General features: G+C 62.4%; 25 protein-coding genes. 19 read left to right on the forward strand and 6 right to left on the reverse strand.

Features of this window, described 5'->3' with window-relative positions; translation table 11 throughout:
- Nucleotides 1–150: 150 nt before the first annotated feature.
- Entirely contained in the window at nt 151–1,404 is a 1,254-nt protein-coding gene (locus D0550_RS00185) for a serine hydrolase domain-containing protein (RefSeq protein WP_116807078.1), read from the reverse strand.
- Between the two features lie 52 nt (nt 1,405–1,456).
- Here D0550_RS00185 and hrpB point away from each other — a divergent pair, with 52 nt between their 5' ends.
- The 5 genes from hrpB to acs are packed head-to-tail and all read left to right on the forward strand — an operon-like array spanning nt 1,457 to nt 7,613.
- On the forward strand, nt 1,457–4,003 hold the full coding sequence (hrpB, locus tag D0550_RS00190) for an ATP-dependent helicase HrpB (RefSeq protein ID WP_116807079.1): 2,547 nt from the start codon (nt 1,457–1,459) through the stop codon (nt 4,001–4,003).
- Nucleotides 4,004–4,050: 47 nt separating this feature from the next.
- Nucleotides 4,051–4,824, forward strand: coding sequence for a DUF4412 domain-containing protein (locus D0550_RS00195; RefSeq protein WP_116807080.1), 774 nt, complete (start codon nt 4,051–4,053; stop codon nt 4,822–4,824).
- A gap of 36 nt (nt 4,825–4,860) precedes the next feature.
- Nucleotides 4,861–5,130, forward strand: a complete 270-nt coding sequence (locus tag D0550_RS00200) for a DUF4404 family protein (RefSeq protein ID WP_116807081.1) — start codon at nt 4,861–4,863, stop codon at nt 5,128–5,130.
- Between the two features lie 8 nt (nt 5,131–5,138).
- On the forward strand, nt 5,139–5,573 hold the full coding sequence (locus D0550_RS00205; RefSeq protein WP_116807082.1) for an HIT family protein: 435 nt from the start codon (nt 5,139–5,141) through the stop codon (nt 5,571–5,573).
- Nucleotides 5,574–5,585: 12 nt separating this feature from the next.
- Nucleotides 5,586–7,613, forward strand: a complete 2,028-nt coding sequence (gene acs / locus D0550_RS00210; protein WP_116807083.1) for an acetate--CoA ligase — start codon at nt 5,586–5,588, stop codon at nt 7,611–7,613.
- A 36-nt stretch (nt 7,614–7,649) separates the two neighbouring features.
- Here acs and D0550_RS00215 read toward each other — a convergent pair whose 3' ends face one another.
- Complete coding sequence (locus tag D0550_RS00215) at nt 7,650–8,159, reverse strand: C40 family peptidase (RefSeq protein ID WP_116807084.1); 510 nt, start codon at nt 8,157–8,159, stop codon at nt 7,650–7,652.
- Nucleotides 8,160–8,274: 115 nt separating this feature from the next.
- Between D0550_RS00215 and D0550_RS00220 the strand changes: the two genes are divergently transcribed.
- From D0550_RS00220 to D0550_RS00230, 3 genes are all read left to right on the forward strand, one after another.
- Entirely contained in the window at nt 8,275–9,918 is a 1,644-nt protein-coding gene (locus tag D0550_RS00220) for a M28 family peptidase (RefSeq protein ID WP_116807085.1), read from the forward strand.
- Between the two features lie 55 nt (nt 9,919–9,973).
- Nucleotides 9,974–10,228 (forward strand): EF-hand domain-containing protein, encoded by a 255-nt coding sequence (locus D0550_RS00225; RefSeq protein WP_116807086.1) that lies wholly within the window; start codon nt 9,974–9,976, stop codon nt 10,226–10,228.
- 220 nt (nt 10,229–10,448) lie between these two features.
- Nucleotides 10,449–10,691 carry a hypothetical protein gene (locus D0550_RS00230; protein ID WP_116807087.1) on the forward strand — a complete coding sequence of 81 codons (243 nt, stop codon included), beginning with the start codon at nt 10,449–10,451 and terminating at the stop codon, nt 10,689–10,691.
- A gap of 246 nt (nt 10,692–10,937) precedes the next feature.
- Here the strand turns inward: D0550_RS00230 and D0550_RS00235 are convergent, their stop codons facing one another.
- From D0550_RS00235 to D0550_RS00250, 4 genes are all read right to left on the reverse strand, one after another.
- Entirely contained in the window at nt 10,938–11,321 is a 384-nt protein-coding gene (locus D0550_RS00235; RefSeq protein WP_161965558.1) for a LytR/AlgR family response regulator transcription factor, read from the reverse strand.
- 34 nt (nt 11,322–11,355) lie between these two features.
- Nucleotides 11,356–12,000, reverse strand: a complete 645-nt coding sequence (locus tag D0550_RS00240; RefSeq protein ID WP_116807151.1) for a response regulator — start codon at nt 11,998–12,000, stop codon at nt 11,356–11,358.
- 53 nt (nt 12,001–12,053) lie between these two features.
- Nucleotides 12,054–12,449, reverse strand: a complete 396-nt coding sequence (locus tag D0550_RS37065) for a helix-turn-helix domain-containing protein (protein WP_116807089.1) — start codon at nt 12,447–12,449, stop codon at nt 12,054–12,056.
- A 182-nt stretch (nt 12,450–12,631) separates the two neighbouring features.
- A complete protein-coding gene (locus tag D0550_RS00250) occupies nt 12,632–14,110 on the reverse strand; it encodes a CHASE3 domain-containing protein (RefSeq protein ID WP_116807090.1) in 1,479 nt (492 codons plus the stop codon).
- A 274-nt stretch (nt 14,111–14,384) separates the two neighbouring features.
- On the opposite strand from D0550_RS00250, the gene D0550_RS00255 reads away from it, so the two are divergent.
- The 11 genes from D0550_RS00255 to D0550_RS00305 all read left to right on the forward strand — a co-directional run bounded on the left by D0550_RS00255 (nt 14,385) and on the right by D0550_RS00305 (nt 21,139).
- Entirely contained in the window at nt 14,385–14,813 is a 429-nt protein-coding gene (locus tag D0550_RS00255) for a flotillin family protein (protein ID WP_116807091.1), read from the forward strand.
- A gap of 60 nt (nt 14,814–14,873) precedes the next feature.
- Entirely contained in the window at nt 14,874–15,194 is a 321-nt protein-coding gene (locus tag D0550_RS00260) for a BON domain-containing protein (RefSeq protein ID WP_116807092.1), read from the forward strand.
- A 171-nt stretch (nt 15,195–15,365) separates the two neighbouring features.
- Complete coding sequence (gene bufA2, locus D0550_RS00265) at nt 15,366–15,689, forward strand: BufA2 family periplasmic bufferin-type metallophore (protein ID WP_241520673.1); 324 nt, start codon at nt 15,366–15,368, stop codon at nt 15,687–15,689.
- A 90-nt stretch (nt 15,690–15,779) separates the two neighbouring features.
- Entirely contained in the window at nt 15,780–16,631 is an 852-nt protein-coding gene (gene bufB, locus D0550_RS00270; RefSeq protein ID WP_241520675.1) for an MNIO family bufferin maturase, read from the forward strand.
- Entirely contained in the window at nt 16,628–17,416 is a 789-nt protein-coding gene (locus D0550_RS00275) for an HvfC/BufC N-terminal domain-containing protein (RefSeq protein WP_116807093.1), read from the forward strand. The genes bufB and D0550_RS00275 overlap by 4 nt, the downstream gene beginning before the upstream one ends.
- Nucleotides 17,417–17,443: 27 nt before the next feature.
- On the forward strand, nt 17,444–18,127 hold the full coding sequence (locus D0550_RS00280) for a fumarylacetoacetate hydrolase family protein (protein ID WP_116807094.1): 684 nt from the start codon (nt 17,444–17,446) through the stop codon (nt 18,125–18,127).
- A 5-nt stretch (nt 18,128–18,132) separates the two neighbouring features.
- Nucleotides 18,133–18,771, forward strand: a complete 639-nt coding sequence (maiA, locus tag D0550_RS00285) for a maleylacetoacetate isomerase (RefSeq protein WP_116807095.1) — start codon at nt 18,133–18,135, stop codon at nt 18,769–18,771.
- Nucleotides 18,772–18,784: 13 nt separating this feature from the next.
- Nucleotides 18,785–19,591, forward strand: coding sequence for an SAM-dependent methyltransferase (locus tag D0550_RS00290; RefSeq protein WP_174842457.1), 807 nt, complete (start codon nt 18,785–18,787; stop codon nt 19,589–19,591).
- 52 nt (nt 19,592–19,643) lie between these two features.
- Nucleotides 19,644–20,156, forward strand: a complete 513-nt coding sequence (locus D0550_RS00295; RefSeq protein ID WP_116807097.1) for a GNAT family N-acetyltransferase — start codon at nt 19,644–19,646, stop codon at nt 20,154–20,156.
- A 13-nt stretch (nt 20,157–20,169) separates the two neighbouring features.
- Nucleotides 20,170–20,430 (forward strand): hypothetical protein, encoded by a 261-nt coding sequence (locus D0550_RS00300; protein WP_116807098.1) that lies wholly within the window; start codon nt 20,170–20,172, stop codon nt 20,428–20,430.
- Nucleotides 20,431–20,869: 439 nt separating this feature from the next.
- Nucleotides 20,870–21,139 (forward strand): hypothetical protein, encoded by a 270-nt coding sequence (locus tag D0550_RS00305; protein WP_153066985.1) that lies wholly within the window; start codon nt 20,870–20,872, stop codon nt 21,137–21,139.
- Nucleotides 21,140–21,197 lie beyond the last annotated feature (58 nt).

Genomic DNA, 21,197 nt, shown 5'->3' on the forward strand with positions numbered 1-21,197 from the left:
CGCCGGCTCCGGAACCTGACCCGCAGCTTACGAAGTTGTCAGGAACAGCGGCCGGCGTGGGTCAGGAATTGCTGAATGGGCAATGAGTTACAGCTCGCCCGCACGACCAGCGCGACGAGCTGTCCCTGACCCGATAAACGTACCGCCCGGCTACTCTTCGACAATTGCCTGATAGGTCAGCGAGCGTGACAGCGCCCGCAGATCGGGCGTGTCATCGCCGCGCTGCTGGATCATGCCGACCACAATCAGCTGATACACCGGGTCGATCCAGAACCAGGTACCCGCGTACCCGCCCCAGAAGTAGGTGCCTTCGCCGCCGTAGCCACCGGACGCCGCCGGATTCTCGACCACCGCGAAATCCAGGCCGAAGCCCGTGCCCGGACCCATGGTGCGCGCCGACTCGGGCAGCATGTTGGTGCGCATGAGCTTTACGCTCAGCGGCGACAGAATGCGCTGACCGTCGAGCACGCCGCCATTGAGCAGCATCTGGCAGAAGCGCATGTAGTCGCTGGCGGTCGATGCCAGACCGCCGCCGCCCGATGGAAACACCGGCGGCTGGGAATAATCGGCGATGCCGGGGTGCTTCACCGAGTTGCCCGCCTTGTCGCGGTAATAAAACTCGGCCAGCCGGCTCAGCTTTTGAGCAGGCACATGGAATGCCGTATCGACCATCTTCAGCGGCCCGAACACGTGCTGCTGCAGGAATTCCGGGAACGGCTGGCCGGAGAGTTTTTCCACCAGATAGCCCTGCACATCCACCGCCACGCTGTAATGCCAGCGCTCGCCGGGCTGGAACAGCAGCGGCGCCTTGGCCAGGCGCTCGATGAAGGTCTGCATCGGCTGGGTCATGTCGAACACTCTGTTCTCGACGTAATGCCGGTCGACCGCGGTGGCGCCGAAGATGCCGTAACTCAGGCCGCCCGAATGTGACATCAGCTCGCGCATGGTCATCGGATGATTGCTCGGCACCGTCGTGACCGTGCCGCTGGCCGGATCGACCTTGGCCACCTTCAGGTCGGCGAATTCGGGAATATATTTGGACACCGGATCGTTCAGCTGCCACTTGCCCTGCTCGAACAGGATCATCATGGCGACGCCGGTGATGGGCTTGGTCATGGAATAGATGCGGAAGATGCTGTCCTTCTGCATCGGCGTGCCGCCTTCCAGCTCGCGCTTGCCGGCCGCTTCCAGGTGCACGACCTTGCCTTTGCGCGCCACCATGGTCACGACGCCCGGAACATCGCCGCGCTCAGCGACTGCTTTCATTTCAGTCGTGAGCCGGTTGAGCCGTTGCGTCGACATGCCGACGGCTTCGGGACGCGCGGTGCCCAGATCGGCTGCCCCGACGCTGCCGACGGCGAACGCGAGCAGCATCGAACAAAAGACGCGACGTGCGAGTTCCATGGGTCCCTCCTGAGGATTGGAGGACCGAGTGTAGTCGACCGATAATGGCGCCGTGAACCGTCCAGCTGTCCCTCTGCCCATCGAACCAGCGCTGCCCGACCTGCGGCACGCGTTGGCTGAACACCGCAACGTCGTCCTGCAGGCCCCGCCCGGTGCGGGCAAGTCGACTGGCGTGCCGCTGGCGCTCCTGCCCGAGCGTTGGCGGGGCGATGCTCGCATCGTGATGCTCGAACCCCGACGGCTCGCCGCTCGCGCCGTCGCCACTCGCATGGCGCAGACACTCGGCGAACCCGTCGGTCGCACCGTTGGCTTTCGCACCCGACTCGAAACCAAGGTGAGCAAAGACACGCGCATCGAAGTCGTCACCGAGGGCATTCTCACTCGCTGGCTGCAACGTGACCCGACGCTGGAAGGCGTGGCGCTGGTGATCTTCGATGAATTTCACGAGCGCAGCCTGAATGCCGATCTTGGCCTGGCACTTTGTCTCGATGCGCAGGAGACGATCCGCGAGGATCTGCGTCTGTTAGTGATGTCGGCGACGCTCGACGGCGCAGCAGTCGCGAAGCTGCTCGGCGATACGCCGATCGTCACCGCCGAAGGCCGCGCGTTCCCAGTCACGACGCACTATCGCGAACGGCTCGATGCGCGCAGCTCTCGTCCGCAGTATGAAGATATGGCTCAAATCGTTGCTCGCACGATCGCGCGCGCCATCGACGATGAGCCCGGAGATGTACTTGCTTTCCTTCCTGGCCAGGGAGAGATTCGCCGCGCGCAGCGCTTCCTGGAAGAAACATCGTTGCCGCCGGGCGTGAGAGTGTTGCCGCTGTTTGGTGAGCTCTCTCCACAAGAGCAGGACGCCGCCATCCAGCCCAGCCGCAGCGGTGAACGCAAAATCGTGCTGGCCACCAACATCGCCGAGACCAGTCTCACGATCGAAGGAGTGCGCATCGTCGTCGACAGCGGTCAGGAGCGACGCTCACGGTTTGATCCGGCGACCGGCATGAGTCGCCTGGAGCTGGGCAGCATTTCTCGCGCTTCTGCGGATCAGCGTCGTGGCCGCGCGGGGCGCATTCAAGCAGGCGTGTGCTTTCGGCTGTGGAGCGAAGTCGAACATTCGGCATTGCCGGCGCAGACCGCGCCAGAGATTGTTGGCGCCGATCTGGCGCCGTTGGCATTGGAGTTGGCCAATTGGGGAATCGCGGACCCCGCCGCGCTGCGCTGGCTCGATCCGCCGCCATCGGCAACGTTCGCGCAAGCTCGTGATCTGCTTCGTTCTCTCGATGCTATCAATGCCGAGGGCCGTGTGACCGAACACGGTCGTGCGCTGGCGAGGATGGCAACCCATCCTCGCCTCGCTCACATGATCGTGCGTGGCGCGGAGCTGGGATTGCAGACGACAGCTTTGCAAATTGCAGCGGTGCTGGGCGAGCGCGACCTGCTGCGCACTCAAGGCCAGGACAGAAACGTCGATCTGCGGTTTCGCGTCGAAGCATTGCGCGGTGAGCGCAGTCTTCCCAACGGTGTTTTTGTCGATCAAGGCGCGAAACAACGAGCGCTGCGCAGTATCGATCTGCTCGGCCGCCAGCTCGAGCAGCCGCGCAGGGATAGCTCGCAGCTGGGCGACTGCGATGTCGGTCGCTTGCTCGCGCTGGCCTACCCCGATCGTATCGCGCAGTCTCGCGGCGCCGGCGGACGATATTTGCTATCGAGCGGCCGCGGCGCGCAGTTGCCGCCGGCGCAAAGTTTGTCGCAGGCGGAATTTCTCGTGGTCGCCGATCTCGATGCCGGCGATCGCGAAGCGATGATTCGACTCGCGGCGCCTCTGACTCGCGAGCTGCTCGAAGCCGACTTCGCCCCGCATATCGAGCATCGCGAGCGGTTCGAGTGGGACTCACGCGAACAGAGCGTGGTCGCACAGGATGAGCGTTGGCTCGGCGCGCTGAAATTATACGAACGTCGAATCGACAAGCCCGATGCCGCGCGCATGCTTGACGCCATGCTGGCAGGCGTTCGCGAGCTCGGGCTCGCCGCTCTGCCGTGGACGAAACCGGCTCGCGCGCTGCAAACCCGTCTGATCTTTGCGAAACGATTCGACGAGCGGGCAGCTGCGCCGTGGCCTGATGTGAGCGATGCGGCATTGATGGAACATCTCGATGTCTGGCTGGCCCCGTGGCTCACGGACATGAGCCGTCGCGATCATCTGGCGCGCCTGGATCTGCACGCCATGCTCATGTCATTGCTGGACTGGAACGCGCAGCAGCGCCTCGAGATGTTTGCGCCCACGCATCTGCTCGTGCCGAGCGGCTCGCGCATTCCAATCGATTACACCGAGGAGTCACCGACTGTCGCCGTTCGGCTGCAGGAAGTCTTTGGCCTGCATGAAACACCGACGGTTGCCGAGGGCCGCGTGCCCCTGACACTGCAACTGCTGTCGCCGGCCCACCGCCCGGTTCAGGTCACCCGCGATCTGGTGAGCTTCTGGGCGCGCGGCTACCTGGATGTAAAAAAGGAGCTCAAAGGCCGCTATCCCAAGCACTACTGGCCCGACGATCCCCTCACCGCCCAGGCCACCGCGCGCGCCAAGCCGCGGCCGCGCTGACCCGCCCACAAGCGGGTAGAATCAGCCCATTCCCTCGAGGAGGCGCCATGCTCGTCCGAACACTCCCGCTGCTGTTCCTGGCCCTGACGGCGCACGCCGGCACCAAAATGGAGACCGTCAGCCGCGACTTGTCGGGCGGCCGCTCCACTACCGTCAATACCTGGGCGCAGGGCGGCATGATGCGCGTCGAGACGCAGGCCAACGAGTCGACGGTGCTGTTCAAGGACGACACCATCTACGCCATCAGCCACAAGGACAAGAGCTACGTCGCCATGGATCGCGCCTCGATGAAGCGCATGGCCGAGCAGCTCAACCCGGCGCTGCAAATGCTCCAGGAGCGCATGAAGACCATGACGCCGGAGCAGCGCGCACAGATGGAGAAGATGCTCGGCACTCGCATTCCGGGCGCGCAAGAGGCGCCGACGGAAATCAAGCGCACCTCACGCAACGACAAGATCAACGGTTACAGCTGTACTTACGTCGAAGTGCGCGAAGCCGGCGTACTCACCGACGAGCTGTGCGTGGTGCCGGCCAATGCACTGAAAGGCTCGGCCGAGCTGATGAACTCGGCGCAGAAAATGTCGGCGCTATTGCAGGACATGATGGCCGGCATGGACGCACCTTGGATGAAACAGATGGTGCAGAAACAGCTGCAGAACTTCGAGGCGCTCGGCGGCATTCCGGTGGTGAGCCGGCACTTCGTGGACGGCAAGCCGCAGAACGAGACCAGTCTGAGCAACATCAGCTCGCAGACGCTCGCCGCCTCGCTGTTCGAGATCCCGGCCGGATATACCAAAAAAGACATGATGGCGCCGCGCTAAGCTGTCGGGCGTGACGCTGCTCAAAGGAGAGCTTCAGTGAATCAAGATATTCGACCAGACATCCTTGCCCTGCACGCCAAGCTCGAGCGCCTCGATCGGGATGCGATCGACGCGAGCACCCGCGAGTCGCTCATGCAGTTACTCAGCGATTTGACGCGGCTGCTGGGCGCGGCCTCTTTGGACAATGGCGATCATCCGCTCACCGAGCGTCTGGAACAGCTCGCCGTGAGTTTCGAAGCCGAGCATCCGGCCGTCGGCACCGCCGTGCGCCAGTTGATCGACGCGCTGGCCAAAGCCGGTATCTAGGAGGCGCGATGTACGATCAGAGCAATGTGTTCGCGAAAATCCTGCGCGGCGAAATTCCTGCGTTCAAAGTTTATGAGGATGCGACGGCACTGTCTTTCATGGACGCCATGCCACAGTCGGATGGCCACACGCTGGTCATTCCCAAAGTCGAATCCCGCAACTTCTTCGACATCGCGCCGGCCGCGCTCGCCGACCTGATCAAAGCGACCCAACACGTCGCCAGAGGCGTGCAACAGGCGTTCCAGCCCGACGGCATGCGCATCATTCAATTCAACGAGCCGGCCGCCGGCCAGACCGTGTTCCACATCCACTTCCACATTCTTCCCTGCTACACCGGCAAGGAGATCCGCGTTCACAATCGCGACTGGGCCGACAAGGGCGTGCTGGCAGAGCATGCCGAGAAAGTTCGCGCCGCACTCGCCAATTTGCCACCACGCCAATAAGCAGCGGTCCCCATGAGCCAGAAGATATATAAAGTTCCCGAGGACTTCGCCGCACTCGCGCACCTGCGGCTGGCGGACTATCAGCGGCTGTATCAGGAATCGGTTCGCGATCCGAACGGTTTCTGGTCGCGCATCGGCCGTCGCCTCGACTGGATTCAGCCGTTCGCGAAGGTAAAAGACACCAGCTTCGACGAGCACGATTTTCGGATCCGCTGGTACTACGACGGCAAGCTCAACGTCTCCGCCAACTGCCTCGACCGGCATCTGACCAAGCGCGGCGACAAGACTGCCATCATCTGGGAAGGCGACGACCCCAAGCTGTCCGAGCGCATCACTTATCGTCAGTTGTATGAGCGCGTGTGTCAGTGCGCCAATGCACTGAAGGCGCTCGGCGTGAAGAAAGGCGATCGCGTCACCATCTATCTGCCGATGATTCCCGAAGCCGCGGTCGCGATGCTCGCGTGTACCCGCATCGGCGCCATTCATTCGGTGGTGTTCGGTGGCTTCTCGGCGGACTCGCTCGCTGGCCGCATCGCCGACTGCGGCTCGACTGTCGTGATTACTGCGGACGAAGGTCTTCGCGGCGGTAAGCGCGTGCCGCTGAAGACCAATGTGGATCTCGCTTTGACCATGCCGAACACCGACTGCGTCAAGCATGTGCTGGTCGTGAGGCGCACGGGCATTCGCGTTCCGATGTATGGCGCGCGCGATCAATGGTTCGACGACGTGGTCGAGCCGCAGCCGAAGGAATGCGCGCCGGAAGTGATGGATGCGGAAGATCCGCTGTTCATTCTGTACACCTCCGGCTCGACGGGCAAACCCAAAGGCGTCCTGCACACCAGCGGCGGCTATCTGGTTTATGTGTCGATGACGCACGAGCTGGTGTTCGATCTGCGCGAGGACGATATCTTCTGGTGTACCGCCGACGTGGGCTGGGTCACCGGTCACAGCTACGTGGTGTATGGCCCGCTCGCGAATGGCGCGACCACCGTGATGTTCGAAGGCGTGCCGAACTATCCGGACAGCGGCCGTTTCTGGCAGGCCGTCGACAAGCACAAAGTCACCTTGTTCTATACCGCGCCGACCGCGATTCGTGCGTTGATGCGTGAAGGCGAAGAGCCGGTGAAGGAATGGTCGCGCAGCTCGATCCGTTTGCTCGGCACGGTCGGCGAGCCGATCAATCCCGAGGCGTGGGAGTGGTATCACCGCGTCGTCGGCGATGGCCGTTGCCCGGTCGTGGATACGTGGTGGCAAACCGAAACCGGCGGCGTGCTGATTTCGCCCCTGCCTGGCGCGATCGATCAGAAGCCAGGCTCGGCGACGCTGCCGTTCTTCGGCGTGAAGCCCGCCATCGTCGACAACGAGGGCAATACGCTCGAGGGCGCGTGCGAAGGCAATCTCATCCTCACGGACAGCTGGCCCGGGCAGATGCGCACTGTGTTCGGCGATCATCAGCGCTTCATCGAAACGTATTTCAAAACATTCCCTGGACGCTACTTCACCGGCGACGGCGCGCGGCGCGATGAAGACGGTTATTACTGGATCACGGGCCGCGTCGATGACGTGCTCAATGTGGCCGGTCATCGTCTGGGCACGGCGGAAATCGAGAGCGCGATGGTCGCGCATCAAAGCGTCGCCGAAGCGGCGGCGGTCGGCTATCCGCACGACATCAAGGGCCAGGGCATCTATGTCTATGTGACTTTGATCGCCGACGCCAGGCCGAGTGAGGCGCTGCGAACGGAGCTGCGAGATTGGGTGCGTAAGGAGATCAGTCCGATCGCGACACCCGACCTGATTCAGTGGGCGCCGAGTTTGCCGAAAACCCGCTCCGGCAAGATCATGCGCCGCATTCTGCGCAAGATCGCAGCGAACGAGCACGATCAGTTGGGTGACATCTCGACGCTGGCCGATCCGAGCGTGGTCGAAAGCCTGGTTCGCGAGCGCATGAATCGTCCCGCCGCAGAACTCGCGGCCGCTCAGCAAACCGCGCCTGAAAAGGCCCCGGCGAAGAAAAAGAAAAAGAAAGCCGAGCAGCCTTGAATTGGCACGCGCCTGACGATCAGGCGCGGCGCACTGTCAGAACAACCGCCCCGCGCCAGCCAGGCGCGGGCGGTAGAAATCGTCGTCGAGCATGCGCAGCTCGACCGGCCTGCCCGTTTGCGGGGCGTGCACGAAACGCCCCTCGCCGGTATAGATCGCCACGTGCGAAATGCGGCCTTTGATCCGGAAGAACAGCAGATCGCCCGGCTCGAGGTTCTTCAATGGCACCGGCGTCGCGGCCGAGTACTGCTCCGCCGCGGTCCGCGGCGTGCTTATGCCGAGCTGATCGTGGATGAAGCGCACCAGTCCACTGCAATCGAAGGTCGTCGGCCCATTGCCGCCCCACTCATAGGGCGCACCGAGCAGGGAGATCGCACGAATGGCCACCTCATTGCCCACCGTGGCCGCAGGAGCGACCGGCGGCCGGACTGAGGACCCCGTGGGCGTCGTCGGCACATAGGGCTGCGGCACAGCGCATCCCTGTAGGGTGAGCAGGCTTGCTGCGGCCAGCGCGACGTAAAGACTAGATGCTAAGCAGCGGTTCATGGTGACACCGTCGAAGCATGCCGGACTTCGAAGCTAAGTGCCAAGCACTGAACCTCGCATGAATTCGCCAGGACGGTGATACTGTTGCGCCCCGTCGCCATTACTTAGAGACATCATGCGCGGATCGCTTGGACTCCTGCTGTCGTTGATCGTCGCCGGCCCGCTACCAGCGGCCGAGCGCGGCAACCCGTGGAACGAGGTCCAGCCTGACGCCATTCGCAGTCACGTGGAATTTCTTGCAGCCGACTTGTTGGAAGGCCGCGCCACTGCTTCTCGTGGCTACGACATCGCCGCGGCGTATGTAGCGTCACAATTCCGTCAGGCCGGCCTGCAGCCCGCCGGCGACGACGAGAAGAGCTATCTGCAAAAGGTGCCGCTGCTGGAGGCGACTCCGGTGCTGCCTGGCTCCTCTGCAGCGCTGGTGCGTAACGACGATACCTATGCGTTCGAGTACGGCACTCATTACCTGCCCAATGCCGATTTCATCTCGGCCAGCTCCACATTGAGCGCCCCGATGATGTTCGCAGGCTTCGGCATCGACGCGCCCGAGCTCAGTTACAACGACTTCGAAGACATCGACGTCAAAGGCCGCATCGCCGTCATCTTCAGCGGCGCGCCCGCGAAGTTCTCCAACGAGAAGCGAGCGTACTACTCGTGGGAGGAGCGCAAGCTGACCACACTGGTCGAGCGTGGCGCCGTCGGCGTAATCACCATCGATTTCCAACGCGGATATTGCGAAAAACGCACGCCTTGGGAACGTCGCGTGGCCATGAGCTGGATCCCACAGATGCGCTGGCTCGACGAAGCGGGCCAGCCGCAAAACGCCTTCCCCGCGTTGAAGCTGCGCTTTCGCTTCAACCACGATGCGGCCAGCCAGCTGTTCGAAACGGCGCAGAGTAGTTTTCCGGAGGCACTGGCGGCGTCCGAGGACGGCACGCCACAAGGATTCGAATTGCCGGGCATGATGACTTTGTCGGCGACCACTGGCCTGCGCAAGACGGAGAGCGCAAACGTGCTCGGCGTGCTACGCGGCTCGGATCCGCAACTGAAGGACGAGTACGTCGTCATCTCCGCACACCTGGATCACCTCGGCCGTGGCACGGCCGTGAATGGCGATTCGGTCTACAACGGCGCGCACGACAACGCTGTGGGTGTCGGCATCATGCTGGAGATCGCGCGCGCGTTGCATGAATCAAATGCGAGGCCGCGCCGTTCGGTGCTATTTGCCGCGGTCACTGCTGAAGAAAAGGGCCTGCTGGGCTCGGACTTCTTTGCGCGTCAGGCTCAGGCGAATGAAAAGAAAATAGTCGCGAACCTCAATGTGGACATGCCGCTGCCGTTCGCGCCGGTATTCGATTTCGTAGCGCTGGGCGCAGAGCATTCGACGCTAGGATCGGCAGCAAGACAAGCTACTGCCGCGCAGGGTTATCGGCTCAGCGCCGATGCTGCACCCGAGCTGGTCAGATTCATTCGCAGCGATCAGTTTTCATTCATCCGTCGCGGCATTCCGGCGCTGGTGCTGAGCGCGGGCTATCAGCCCAGAAATCCCAGCGCCGATCTGGACGAGCTGCGCCGGCAGTATCTGGCCACGCACTATCACCAGCCGAGCGACGATCTAACGTTACCGATCGATTACCCGACCGCTGCCGACCTGGCGCGCGTCGACCTGCGTATCGCGCTCAGCATCGCCAATGCCACCACCGCACCCCGCTGGTCGAACGGTGATTTCTTTGCGGAGAAATTTTACACGGTGAAGTAAGATCCGCGCCGCGGCCAGCTGGCCGTGATCGCCAGCAACTAAGGATGAACGCGCCATGGCAGACCTGGATGACGTCAAGGACGTCGATGTGGACGCAGGCGATCTGCGCGAGCTGAAGCAAAGCTTCGACGTCTGCGACAGCAACGGCGATGGCTGGATCGTCAACCAGGAATTCAGCGCACTGCTGCGTGCCCTGGATCAGGATCTGTCCGAAGATGAATGCCTGCTGGCCTTCGAGCTCACCGATGCCGACGGCGACGGCTCGATCAGCTTCGAGGAGTTCATGGGCTGGTGGACCGACTCGCGCTGACCGCTGCTTGCTCGCGCACCTGCGCGACAACGCATTTTGTTAAAAAGCCACCGCCAGCCATTTGTGACTGCGCTCACACGCGCCGTCCGCCAGCCACGTGACGTAATGCTCAGTCCCCGCACAAACCGGGGGCTTACTGCTTTCCCCTAGTCGAACATCAACATCGATGCCCCTACCCTACTGCACTGCTCGTGCCGATAGCGGTGAGTAAGGAGACATCATGAGCAGCGAAATGAGCGAGTCGATGCGCAACAGCCTGCGTATCGGCGATCCGGTCCGACTCAAAGACAGCGACGTGGATTTGCGTGGCGACGTGTGGCAATTGCGCACCGGCCGCTACGTCGTCGTGCGCTGGCAGGACGAATGTCGCAGCACTCATTCAGAGACTGCCGTCGAATACGACTCCTCGCGCAGCCGCGCCGAGTGGAGCCGGAACATCAGCCACGAAGATCGCGAACGTTGAATGAAAAGAAGGCCGCGCTTCATACGAGGCGCGGCCTTTGAAGTGCGCAGCCGTCGGCATGGTGTCCGATGGGTTCTCAGCGGGTGCCCCCATCGTCCTGGGGAGGTCCATGTAACGAGTTGCGCAGGGTTTGATTCAGTTGCGTCAGAACGCACGACCAGACGCGCAGGATCCTGAGTATGTTCCGTGATTCAGCTGCGCTTTTCTTCGGCGATTACGGAGTTGCACAAATCCCAAGCGGATGATTCAGGCCGCATCGATCTGCATTAACACCTCTCTGACCTTGTGGAACTCCGAAGCCTTGTCGAAGAAATGATCGGCCCCGCACTCCCGGCTCGCAATCCGGTAATCATCGGATGGATGATTCGTAACTACGATGACGGCCTCGGGCCGATTGCGGCTGGTACGCAGTTGCTTCAACACCTGAAAGCCGCTACCGCCGCGTAACTGAATATCGAGAATGAGCACGCGAGGCTGTGACAGGCGCATGCCTTCGATCGCGGCAGCGACCGCATCGGCGCTGCCAACCACCTTGGCATTGGGAATGTCACCCACGGCCTCGACCAGCCGCTCCATGACTGCCGGCGAATCCTCGACGATATAAATCGTCAATTCGGCTCCAGCAGCCATCGGCGCAGCCCCGCCTTGCCAGCCCCGTCTCGTCTCACTCCACCAACTGGTTGCGGACGGCGTAAGCCGCGATCTCGGCATTACTGCGCATACCCATCTTCTCGAGGATACGCGCGCGATACGTGCTCACGGTCTTCACGCTCAGGCCAAGCTCGTTGGCCATCACTGCTGGAGAAACGCCACGCGCGATACGCGTGAACACCTGCAGCTCGCGTTCGGACAGCCGGTTGTGCATCGGGCCTTCTTCATCTGCCGCGCATTCGGAGGCCAACAACTCGGCCACCAGCGGGGTGATGTAGCGGCGCCCGGTGCCGACCGCACGTACGGCCTTCACCAGTTCCTCGGGCACGATCATCTTCGGCACGTATCCATTCGCGCCAGCACGCATCAAGCGGACCGCGAAGCTGCGTTCCGGATGCATGCTCAGCACCAGGATCGCCAGCTCCGGCTGATCGCGCTTCAATTGCTTCAGCAGATCGATGCCACTCTGGCCGGGCAAGGTGATGTCGAGCACTACGACATCGACCTGTAAGCCATTTCGCAATTGTTGAAGCGCGTCCTCGGCGGACCCGGCTTCAGCGACGACCTGGAGATCCTGCTCCTCCGCCAGCATCTCGCGCACACCGGCGCGGAGGATGGCGTGGTCGTCGACGATCAATACGCGAATCGGCGTATGCATGGCCTGATACGCGTCCCTGGCCTCATTCTCCCGAGAGCCTAATTCGGTTGGATTCAACATCGCTGTGGTACCTCGGTCATTGCTTCACGGAGGTCGCCCCCCTGCAGGGTGGTGATAGCCACGTCCTGAGCGTCGTTCAGGCCCGAATCCATGGCCAGCCCTTGTGCGCGATAAGCGTTGAGGCGGTTGTACAGAGTCTTCAGACTCACCCCGAGCAACGCCGCCGCGCGGGTCTTGTTTCCCCCGCACTTCTGCAGGGTCGCGAAGATCATCCAGCGCTCCACGTCGGCGAGATTGGTGCCGACCGGAATCCGTAGCGCCACAGGCGCCGGCGCCAGACTGCGCTCGCGCTCGCCACTCACCATTGATTCCTCGCCCGAATCCTGGTCATCGCCCGAATAATTGGCGCGATGATCGTTGTGGGTCGCTCTTTCGACATGATTCTCCATGCGCTCGCTCCTGACGGTCAGCTTTACACTCAATGGCCCGATGGATCACAACGGCGTCAGGGCGAGGAAAAGTTCCCCACGAAGTGAAGTTCGTACCGTCAGACGTTTCCTACGTATTGACCCCGGGCCTGAAATAGCACCGCTTTGGGGCAAAAAGTCGTCCGACGGCGCGCGCGGGCCGCTCATGCACTCATCGCCGTCGCATTGGTCGCTGGAATGAAGGCTTCGACGATGGTGCCGGTGCCTTCATCCGGTTTTCGGATCTGGAATCGACCGCCCATTTGCCGCATGCGCTCGCGCATGCCCACGACACCGTGCGACTTGGGCTTGCTCAGTGACTCCTCGGCGACGCCGACGCCGTCATCGATGATCCGCAACCGGATGCCGCCGTCCTCGCGAGCCAGCGTGATGCGCACCTTGCTCGCCTGCGCGTGCTTGGCGATGTTGGTCAAGGACTCCTGCGCGATGCGGTAGAACGCAATCGACCACGCTGGATCGAGATCGTCGAAGTCCTCCTGCACATCCACTTCACAGGGCAAACCGGTGCGGCGGGTGAACTCGCGGCAATGCGAGCGCATGGCGAACGCCAGGCCCAGATTGTCGAGATGACTGGGCCGCAATCCCTCGATGACCTCGTGCTTGAGCTCGACCGTCTCGCCCAACATCTTCAGTGCCCGTTGCAGGCGCTCCTTCACCTCACGCGCGCCCTCGGGGAGGCGGCGTTGAATCCAGTTCAAGTCCATGTTGATCGCGGTCAGATTGCTGCCCAACGTGTCATGCAGCTCGCGCGCCAGCTTGGCCTTCTCCTCCTCGGAGACGCGAATCAGATGTTGAGACAGCTCGGTCAGCTCGGACGTGCGTTGCTCAACTTGCTCATTCAGCGCCTGATTGGCCGCGAGCATGGCGTTCTCGGCGGTCTCGCGATCACGCACGTACCTGCGTAGCAGCTTGTTCAGGCCAATCAGCACCGCGACCGTCACGATGGTCGTGAGCAGGGCCAGACCGCCGGCAACCAGCAAGTCACGCAAAACGTCACGACGCAGCGCTTCGATGCGCGCGTCTTCCTCGGCCATCATGCGATCGACGATGCCCCGCACCCGATCCATGGTGGTGGTCGCAAGCTCGGTGCCCGCAACATCGGCGTTGCCGTTCGGGCCTGGCTGCGGACTGCGACTGATTGTCGCCTTCAGGCGACTGATGCCCGCGGCGGTAATGCTCTCCAATTCGGCAATATCTTTCTGCCGGGTGGGATTCTCCGCGGTGAGCGTGCGCAGCTTTTCGAGCTCGCCGCGCCAGCTGCGCATCGCCACGTAATACGGCTCGAGATATCCCGTCTGACCGGTCAGCAAATAGCCGCGCTGGCCGGACTCGGCCGCCGTAATCACCGACTGAAACGTGCTGAGCGCGCGCTTGATCTCGTACGAACGCGCGTATTGAGCATTCGAATCCATCGTCGCGCCAACGTTGATGATCAGCAGCGTGGCGTTGACCATGAGCAGGGCGATCGAGATCACGATCACGATGCGCACGTGCAGCGGCACGCCGCCGGTCGCCGCCGGCGGTGTGCTCAAAGATGCATTCGGTGAATGCACACTGTGAGTAGCTTCGCCCATGGGCTTACCGAAACTTTTACAACCGTCACCAGCAACGACTGTGTGCATTTTTTGGTTCCGTCGTCAGTCGTCGCCGACGGACATTTTCCGATGCCCTTGCACGCAAGCGACAGCGGAGCCAGCACACGCGTGTAGAAACGTCCGCCGTGCTGGCATGCAAGCTGTACGAGGAACCTTGCATTCCATCAGCACGTTATCGACGCGAATTCCACGCGCTTCCTGGCGGGTTGTCCGCCGATAGGAACCGGCCGTTTTCGCAGGAGGACGCACCGGCAAGCACGTGGTTACTCAGTCAACAGACCAACAGGTCGAGGGTACTTAAATGACCAAGGGCAATGTTTATTTGATTCTCGCCGCTGCCGGTCTGGCGCTGGCGGGCTGCAACAAGGCCGAGTCGCCGGCACAGGTCCAGCACGATGTCGCCGACGCGCGAGCCGAGGCGCAACGAGATGTGACAGACGCGCAGGCCGACGCTCAGGAGAAGATGGCGGATGCACAGAAGGATATGGCGGATGCGTACGCCGATCACGACGCGAATGAGGTAGCCGATTCGGCCCGCGACGCGAGCGAGACCGCAGCTCAAGGTGACTTCAAAGTCGCGGTAGCCCGCGCCGAAGCCACGCACAAGATTGCTGTCGAGAAGTGCGAGGCGCTGCAGGGGAATGCCCAGGCGGACTGCAAGTCGCGCGCCGAAGCGGATCTGGAAAATGCCAAGCGCGCCGCTGAAGCCCGTCGCGATGGCGCGGGTTAATGAGTAGAGTCCACTACCAGTCGAGAGCTTGAATCAGTTCGTAAAGCGAGGGAAAGGAATATGGCACGGCAAAATACGGCGGCATTGCTGTTGGCCGCAATCATGGCCTCCACGGTCGTCGGCTGCTCGTCGACCCCGACGCAGCAATCGACCGGCCAGGCCATCGACGATGGCGTCGTCACGGCCAAGGTTAAGGCCAAGCTGATCGAAGATCCGGTGACCAAGGCGCATCAGATCAACGTTGAGACGTTCAAGGGCACAGTGCAGTTGAGCGGCTTCGTCGAAAGCGATCAAGCTCGCACCCGGGCGCTACAACTGGCCCGCAGCACGGACGGCGTGAAGAGCGTGAAGGACGCGATGCAGATCCGCAGCGGCGGCTAAGGTTTTGCTTTAGTCGAGATTGCGGAAAAACAAGGGGCGGGTGAGCAATCACCCGCCCCTTGTTTATTGCCGGTTCATGACAAGCCGGGCATGAATCCGAATCATTGCAGGCTGCGTATACTCCTGCGCTTCGCCTTCGAAGCGCCCATTTTCTAGTGAGGGATGGCATCGATGACCCACGGCAAGAAATTGACTGGTCCTATGATCGAAAGTGGCCGAGGCCCTTTCGATACGCCCGTCAAAAGGCGCGACTTTCGCCGGGCTACGCTGGCTCTGGCCACCGCGGCCGCGGTGATGTTCAGCAGCGCGCCGCTGACCGCGGCCCACGCGGATGAAGCCAAGGTGAAATGCGAAGGCGTGAACGCCTGCAAGGGCACCAGCGCCTGCGGCACGGCGGCCAATGCCTGCGCCGGCAAGAATGCCTGCAAAGGTCAGGGCTTCCTGATGCTGAGCAAGGCTGAGTGCGACGCTGCCAAGGCCAAGCTGAAGAAATAATTCGGCGATCGACCCGGTCTGATAGGGTCTGGGCGGCGCGGTCTTCCGTCAGCTCACCGCGCCGTTTCCCGATCAGCCCAAGAGTATTCAGTGCCTCCATCCTCCCTGCATCGTTCGCTAGGCTTCGGGCTCGGCGTGCGCCCGACTCATTACGATGCGCTGCTCGGCGAGCGCAAAGGCAGCGTCAGCTGGCTGGAAGCGCTGACCGAAAACTATCTGCTGCCCGGCGGCAAGCCTTTGCACTATCTGGAGCGGCTGCGCGCGGAATATCCGATAGTGCTGCACGGAGTGTCGCTGTCCATCGGCAGCACCGATCCGCTGAATGAAACCTATCTGCGCGAAGTGAAAGCGCTTGCCGATCGCGTCGAGCCGGCGTGGATCTCGGATCATCTGTGCTGGACCGGCGTCGACGGCGTGAACCTGCACGACCTGATGCCGCTGCCGTTCACGGAAGCGGCGCTAAAACACGTCGTATCGCGCATCGAGGCCGTTCAGGAACGACTCGGCCGTCGCCTGGTGCTGGAAAACGTCTCGAGCTATGTGAGCTTCAGCCGCTGCGATATGACCGAATGGGATTTCCTGCGCGAAGTCGCCGAACGCGCCGACTGTCATTTGCTGCTCGATGTGAACAACGTGTACGTCAGCAGCGTGAATCATGGTTTCGACCCGCTGGCCTATCTGAGCGGCATTCCAGTGGAGCGAGTCCAGCAGTTCCATCTCGCCGGCCATCGCAACATGGGCGATTATCTCATCGACACGCACGATGAGCCGGTCTGCGAAGCGGTATGGCAACTGTTGCAGGCGGCCATCGAGCGCTTCGGTCCGCTGTCGACCATGATCGAGCGCGACGACAACATTCCCGAGCTGGATGCGTTGCTCGCCGAACTGGACCGCGCACGTGCTATCGCCGCGTCGGCGCAAAGATCGAAGTCCGCCGCATGAGCGCTCCACCCGATACGCCGTCGCTGGCTGAATTGCAGCGGGATTTTCAACGCCATGTCATGCATGGCCATGAGCGCATCATCGATGCGGTCGGTGGCTCGCCAGCGGTACCCGCGACGCTGCGCCTCGCGATTTATTCCGAGGCGTACCGGCTTCGTTTGACCGACGCGCTCGCCAGCACGCTGCCTCGTCTGCAACAGTCGATGGGCAAAGAGGCGTTCGCTGCAGTGGCGCGCGAGTACATCGACTTGTGCCCGTCGCGCCATCCATCGATACGCTGGTTCGGCGATCAGATGCCGCGGCTGCTGCGCGAATCATTTCCGCAGCAACCCTGGCTCGCAGAGCTGGCGACGTGGGAATGGTCGATTGCCAGCGCGTTCGACGGCGCCGATGCCGAACCCGTGGGCATCGATGCGCTGGCCGCGATCGCCCCGGAGCAATGGCCTGCTTTGACGTTTCAATTTCATCCGACATTGCAGGTGCTGGCGATGCGCACCAACGCGCCAGTGATATTCAGGGCGCTGTCGGCAGATGCCCCGCCCCCCGAAGGCGTCGCGCTGGATGAAGCGCAGTCCTGGCTGATCTGGCGCGAGGGACTCAAAACTCAGTACCGCTCGCTGGCACCCGACGAAGTCGCGGCACTGGACGTCATGCGCGGCGGCGGCTCGTTCGAACTGCTGTGCGACGCGCTGTGCGCCTGGCACGACGCCGATGCTGTCCCGGCACAGGCGGCCGGGCTGCTCAAACGCTGGGTGGTGGAGCAAATGATCGTCGGAGTATCCTAACGGCCCGATCCTTTCGGCCGCGAACCTATGACTTTCGTTTTCCCGCCGCCGGCGCCCCCCGCCGTCGCCATCGTCGGGCGCACCGAGCGCTTTGCCGTGCATCGCATTTACTGCGTCGGCCGCAACTACGCGGCGCACGCGCGCGAGATGGGCAAAGATCCGGAGCGCGAAGCACCGTTCTTTTTCATGAAGCCCGCCGATGCGATCGTGGCCAGCGGCGCGCAGTTGCCGTTCCCTTCGCGCACGTCCGACCTGCATCACGAGATCGAGCTGGTGGTCGCGATCGGCACCGGCGGCGCGAACATCGGCATCTCCCAAGCGCTCTCGCACGTGTTCGGCTATGCCGTCGGGATCGACCTGACGCGCCGGGACCTGCAGGCGGAAGCGAAGGACAAAGGCCGCCCCTGGGACACTGCCAAAGGCTTCGACCGCTCGGCACCGATCAGCGCCATTACTCCAGCGAGCCTCGCCCGGCTCGATGACAGCAAGATCTGGCTCAAGGTCAACGGCACGTTGCGACAGCAGGGCGCGCTCGCCGACATGATCTGGAAGGTGCCGGAAATCATTGCCGAGCTGTCCACGCTGTTCGAGCTGTGCCCCGGCGATCTCATCTATACAGGCACACCCTCGGGCGTCGCGGCCATCAAATCGAACGACGTGCTCGAGGGCGGCGTCGATGGGCTGGAAACGCTCGAAGTGACTCTGAGCTAGTCGCTATGAAGCTCTACAACTACTTCCGCAGCTCAGCGGCGTTCCGGGTGCGCATTGCCCTGAACCTCAAGGGCTTGGAATACGAGCACATCTCCAAATCGCTCGTGAAGCACGAGCATCGCGCTGCCGACTATCTGGCACTCAATCCTCAAGGGTTGATTCCGGCGCTCGAAGTCGACGGCACCGTGATCTCACAATCGCTCGCCATCATTGAATATCTCAATGACCTGCAGCCGCAGCCGCCATTGTTGCCGGCCGACCCGCTGGCGCGCGCGCAGGTACGGTCCATGGCGCTCGCGATTGCTTGTGACATTCATCCATTGAACAATCTGCGCGTCCTCAACTATCTGCGCCAGGATCTCGCGCAGAATGATGAGGGCGTGAACACCTGGTATCGACACTGGATCAGCGCAGGCTTCCGCGGACTGGAACAGCAAGTGGCGAAACACTCCAGCGCGCGGCGCCATTGTTTCGGCGACAGCTTGTCGCTGGCCGACGTATGCCTGGTGCCGCAGATGTACAATGCGCGTCGCTTCAAAACGGATCTGTCGCCGTTCCCCACGCTGGTTGCGATCAGCACGCATTTGGAAACGATGCCGGCGTTCGACGCGGCCCGCCCGGAAGCCCAACCCGACGCGCAATAACAAGGACACTGCAGTGAGCAAGGCCGGAAGCTTGGCATGTGTGGGCATCGGCATGACCCTCGGGTCGCACCTCACGCCGCTCGCCCGCGACTTCATCGACAAGGCCGACGTAGTGTTCACCGGGCTGTCCGACGGCATCATCGAACTGTGGATTGCCGGCATGAACCGCGATGTCCGCAGCCTTCAGTCGTACTATCGCGAAGGCAAGTCGCGCATGCAGACCTATCGCGAAATGGTCGAGGCCATGCTCACCGAAGTGCGCGCCGGCAAGCGCGTTTGTGCGGCGTTTTATGGGCATCCCGGAGTGTTCGCCTGGCCCACTCACAAGGCCATCGAGATCGCGCGCAGCGAAGGTTTCGCGGCGCACATGGAGCCCGGCGTGTCCGCGGCCGACTGCATGTACGCGGATCTCGGCTTCGATCCGGGCAAGTATGGCTGCCAGCACTACGAAGCCAGTCAGTTCATGTTCAACCGCCGTCGCGTGGATACCGCGGCGTATCTGATTCTGTGGCAGGTCGGCCTGTCAGGCGATCAGTCGCTGGCGCGCTTTTCAACCGGCTCGGCCTACCGCCAAGTGCTGGTCGATGTATTGAGCCGCGACTATCCGCTCGAGCATGAGGTCATCTTGTATCAGGCCGCAACGCTGCCGACCTTTCAGCCGACCATCATCCACCTGCCGTTGTCACAACTGCCGACCGCCGCGGCCGACATGCACTTCACCATGGTGATACCGCCGGCGCAGGCATTGCAGCCAGACCGGGAAATACGCGATCGGCTGTCCGCCCTCGATCGCGAGCTCGGCCTCGGCACGGCGACGTAACTTTCACCGCAGCGTCGTGCACATAATTCCAGTGGAAACGGAGCGACTGCGGATGCGCCCACTTGGGCCGCACGACAGCGCGCTGTACTGCCACCTCTACACCGATGAGGAAACAATGCGCTTCATCGGTGCCCCCATGGCGCCGGAGCGAGCCGCCCGCAGCTTCAACAGCGCGCTGGCGGGCATGAACCGCGATCCCATAGAGCGATTGTTTCTTACTGTGGTCGAGAAGGCCTCGCAGCAGGATGTTGGCGTTTGCAGCCTGCAGAACTTCGATGCACAACGCCGCAGCGTGCAAGCAGGCGTGATGTTCGTCGCCCGAGCGCGGGCGCAAGGTTATTCCAAGGAAGGCTTCATCGGCCTGATTCAGCAGGTGTTCACGCACTTGCCGGTCGATGAACTGTGGGTGCAGTTCGCCGCCGACCACATCGTTGTAGAGCGGGCTGTCATTAGCGTAGGCTTTGACCGCCAGCGCGACGCTGCGCCGGAAGACGGACCTCAGCAGTACAGCGTCTGGTCCGTTCGTCGTGATTCGTGGTTGCCGAAATTTCCTGCTAAGGACTGAGAAGGAGTTGGCGATGTCGAACCTCATCGAATTTCTGGAGAAGCTGGGCCAGAACTCGCAGTTGCGCAATGTCACCGGGCTCGAACTGCAAGCGGCGCTGTCACAGGCGGGAATCGAGTCTTCGGTCCACGCAGCTCTCGCCGGTGCAGATCGGCACAGTCTCGAGACGCAGGCGGGAGCGGCGACCAACGTGTGTTGCCTGATCCATGCCGCGGAAGACGACAGTGAAGGCGATGCTTCCGTGCCGGCGCCATCGGTCCGTCATGCAGCCTGATCGCTGCGGATAATGTCCCAGCCGTGGCCCGGCGCAACCGCCGGGTCACCTATCCCCAGTCGAGACCGCCCGGCCGAGTGTGCCGCAGCGCCAGCCAAAGGAATGGCAAGGATGGGCAAGGAAATGCCTGGTCGGTTCATCATCATTCGGGGCCGCCGCCCGCCGCGTTCCGGGCTGCGCGGTAAGCCCGCTCCCCGCCCGGTGCGGTTCCCCGCCGCCCGCAGCCTTGCCTCCGAATCATTCGGGTGCCGTCAGTCGGCTGCGAAACAGGCATAATTCTGTTAAGTCGTAGTCAACCGCGGACGCCGCCGGGGCGTTAATTTTTCTGTGGAGCGTTCGAGAGCCCGGCTCGCCGCGTTTGTCCTAGGCTGTCACAACCCAAGCTGCATGAGGCAGCACTCGTACTCAACAAACAACTGGGGAAGAGGAGGAGCGCATCGTGTCGAATGTCGTGGATCTGTTGGAAAGAATAGGTCAGAGCTCGCAGCTGCAATCCCTGACTGGCGAGCAACTGGCGCGGGAGCTGTCGCGGGCGGGCATCGAGCCGGCCGTGCAGGCAGCCATCGTGCAGCGGCGGCCCCGTCAGCTCGAGGAGTTGATCGGTGCCACCAAGAATGTCTGCTGCATGGTCCACGCTCCGCAAGACGAAGAGCCCGAGGAACAGCAGCCCGAAGACGGTGGCGAGCGCCGTGTCGCCTGCGCCAGCTAAGCAAGCAACTGTTTGCAACGATTCCGCCCGGCACTGGCTGCTGGGCGGAATCGCTTGC

This window comes from Steroidobacter cummioxidans (assembly GCF_003104955.1).

What these genes read in the sequence shown, in the direction of transcription:
- D0550_RS00185 (WP_116807078.1), bottom strand. Translation starts at nt 1,404, where the DNA reads ATGGAACTCGCACGTCGCGTCTTTTGTTCGATGCTGCTCGCGTTCGCC.
- D0550_RS00195 (WP_116807080.1), top strand. Translation starts at nt 4,051, where the DNA reads ATGCTCGTCCGAACACTCCCGCTGCTGTTCCTGGCCCTGACGGCGCAC.
- D0550_RS00205 (WP_116807082.1), top strand. Translation starts at nt 5,139, where the DNA reads ATGTACGATCAGAGCAATGTGTTCGCGAAAATCCTGCGCGGCGAAATT.
- acs (WP_116807083.1), top strand. Translation starts at nt 5,586, where the DNA reads ATGAGCCAGAAGATATATAAAGTTCCCGAGGACTTCGCCGCACTCGCG.
- D0550_RS00215 (WP_116807084.1), bottom strand. Translation starts at nt 8,159, where the DNA reads ATGAACCGCTGCTTAGCATCTAGTCTTTACGTCGCGCTGGCCGCAGCA.
- D0550_RS00220 (WP_116807085.1), top strand. Translation starts at nt 8,275, where the DNA reads ATGCGCGGATCGCTTGGACTCCTGCTGTCGTTGATCGTCGCCGGCCCG.
- D0550_RS00225 (WP_116807086.1), top strand. Translation starts at nt 9,974, where the DNA reads ATGGCAGACCTGGATGACGTCAAGGACGTCGATGTGGACGCAGGCGAT.
- D0550_RS00230 (WP_116807087.1), top strand. Translation starts at nt 10,449, where the DNA reads ATGAGCAGCGAAATGAGCGAGTCGATGCGCAACAGCCTGCGTATCGGC.
- D0550_RS00235 (WP_161965558.1), bottom strand. Translation starts at nt 11,321, where the DNA reads ATGGCTGCTGGAGCCGAATTGACGATTTATATCGTCGAGGATTCGCCG.
- D0550_RS00240 (WP_116807151.1), bottom strand. Translation starts at nt 12,000, where the DNA reads ATGCATACGCCGATTCGCGTATTGATCGTCGACGACCACGCCATCCTC.
- D0550_RS37065 (WP_116807089.1), bottom strand. Translation starts at nt 12,449, where the DNA reads ATGGAGAATCATGTCGAAAGAGCGACCCACAACGATCATCGCGCCAAT.
- D0550_RS00250 (WP_116807090.1), bottom strand. Translation starts at nt 14,110, where the DNA reads ATGCACACAGTCGTTGCTGGTGACGGTTGTAAAAGTTTCGGTAAGCCC.
- D0550_RS00255 (WP_116807091.1), top strand. Translation starts at nt 14,385, where the DNA reads ATGACCAAGGGCAATGTTTATTTGATTCTCGCCGCTGCCGGTCTGGCG.
- D0550_RS00260 (WP_116807092.1), top strand. Translation starts at nt 14,874, where the DNA reads ATGGCACGGCAAAATACGGCGGCATTGCTGTTGGCCGCAATCATGGCC.
- bufA2 (WP_241520673.1), top strand. Translation starts at nt 15,366, where the DNA reads ATGACCCACGGCAAGAAATTGACTGGTCCTATGATCGAAAGTGGCCGA.
- D0550_RS00275 (WP_116807093.1), top strand. Translation starts at nt 16,628, where the DNA reads ATGAGCGCTCCACCCGATACGCCGTCGCTGGCTGAATTGCAGCGGGAT.
- D0550_RS00280 (WP_116807094.1), top strand. Translation starts at nt 17,444, where the DNA reads ATGACTTTCGTTTTCCCGCCGCCGGCGCCCCCCGCCGTCGCCATCGTC.
- maiA (WP_116807095.1), top strand. Translation starts at nt 18,133, where the DNA reads ATGAAGCTCTACAACTACTTCCGCAGCTCAGCGGCGTTCCGGGTGCGC.
- D0550_RS00295 (WP_116807097.1), top strand. Translation starts at nt 19,644, where the DNA reads ATGCGCCCACTTGGGCCGCACGACAGCGCGCTGTACTGCCACCTCTAC.
- D0550_RS00300 (WP_116807098.1), top strand. Translation starts at nt 20,170, where the DNA reads ATGTCGAACCTCATCGAATTTCTGGAGAAGCTGGGCCAGAACTCGCAG.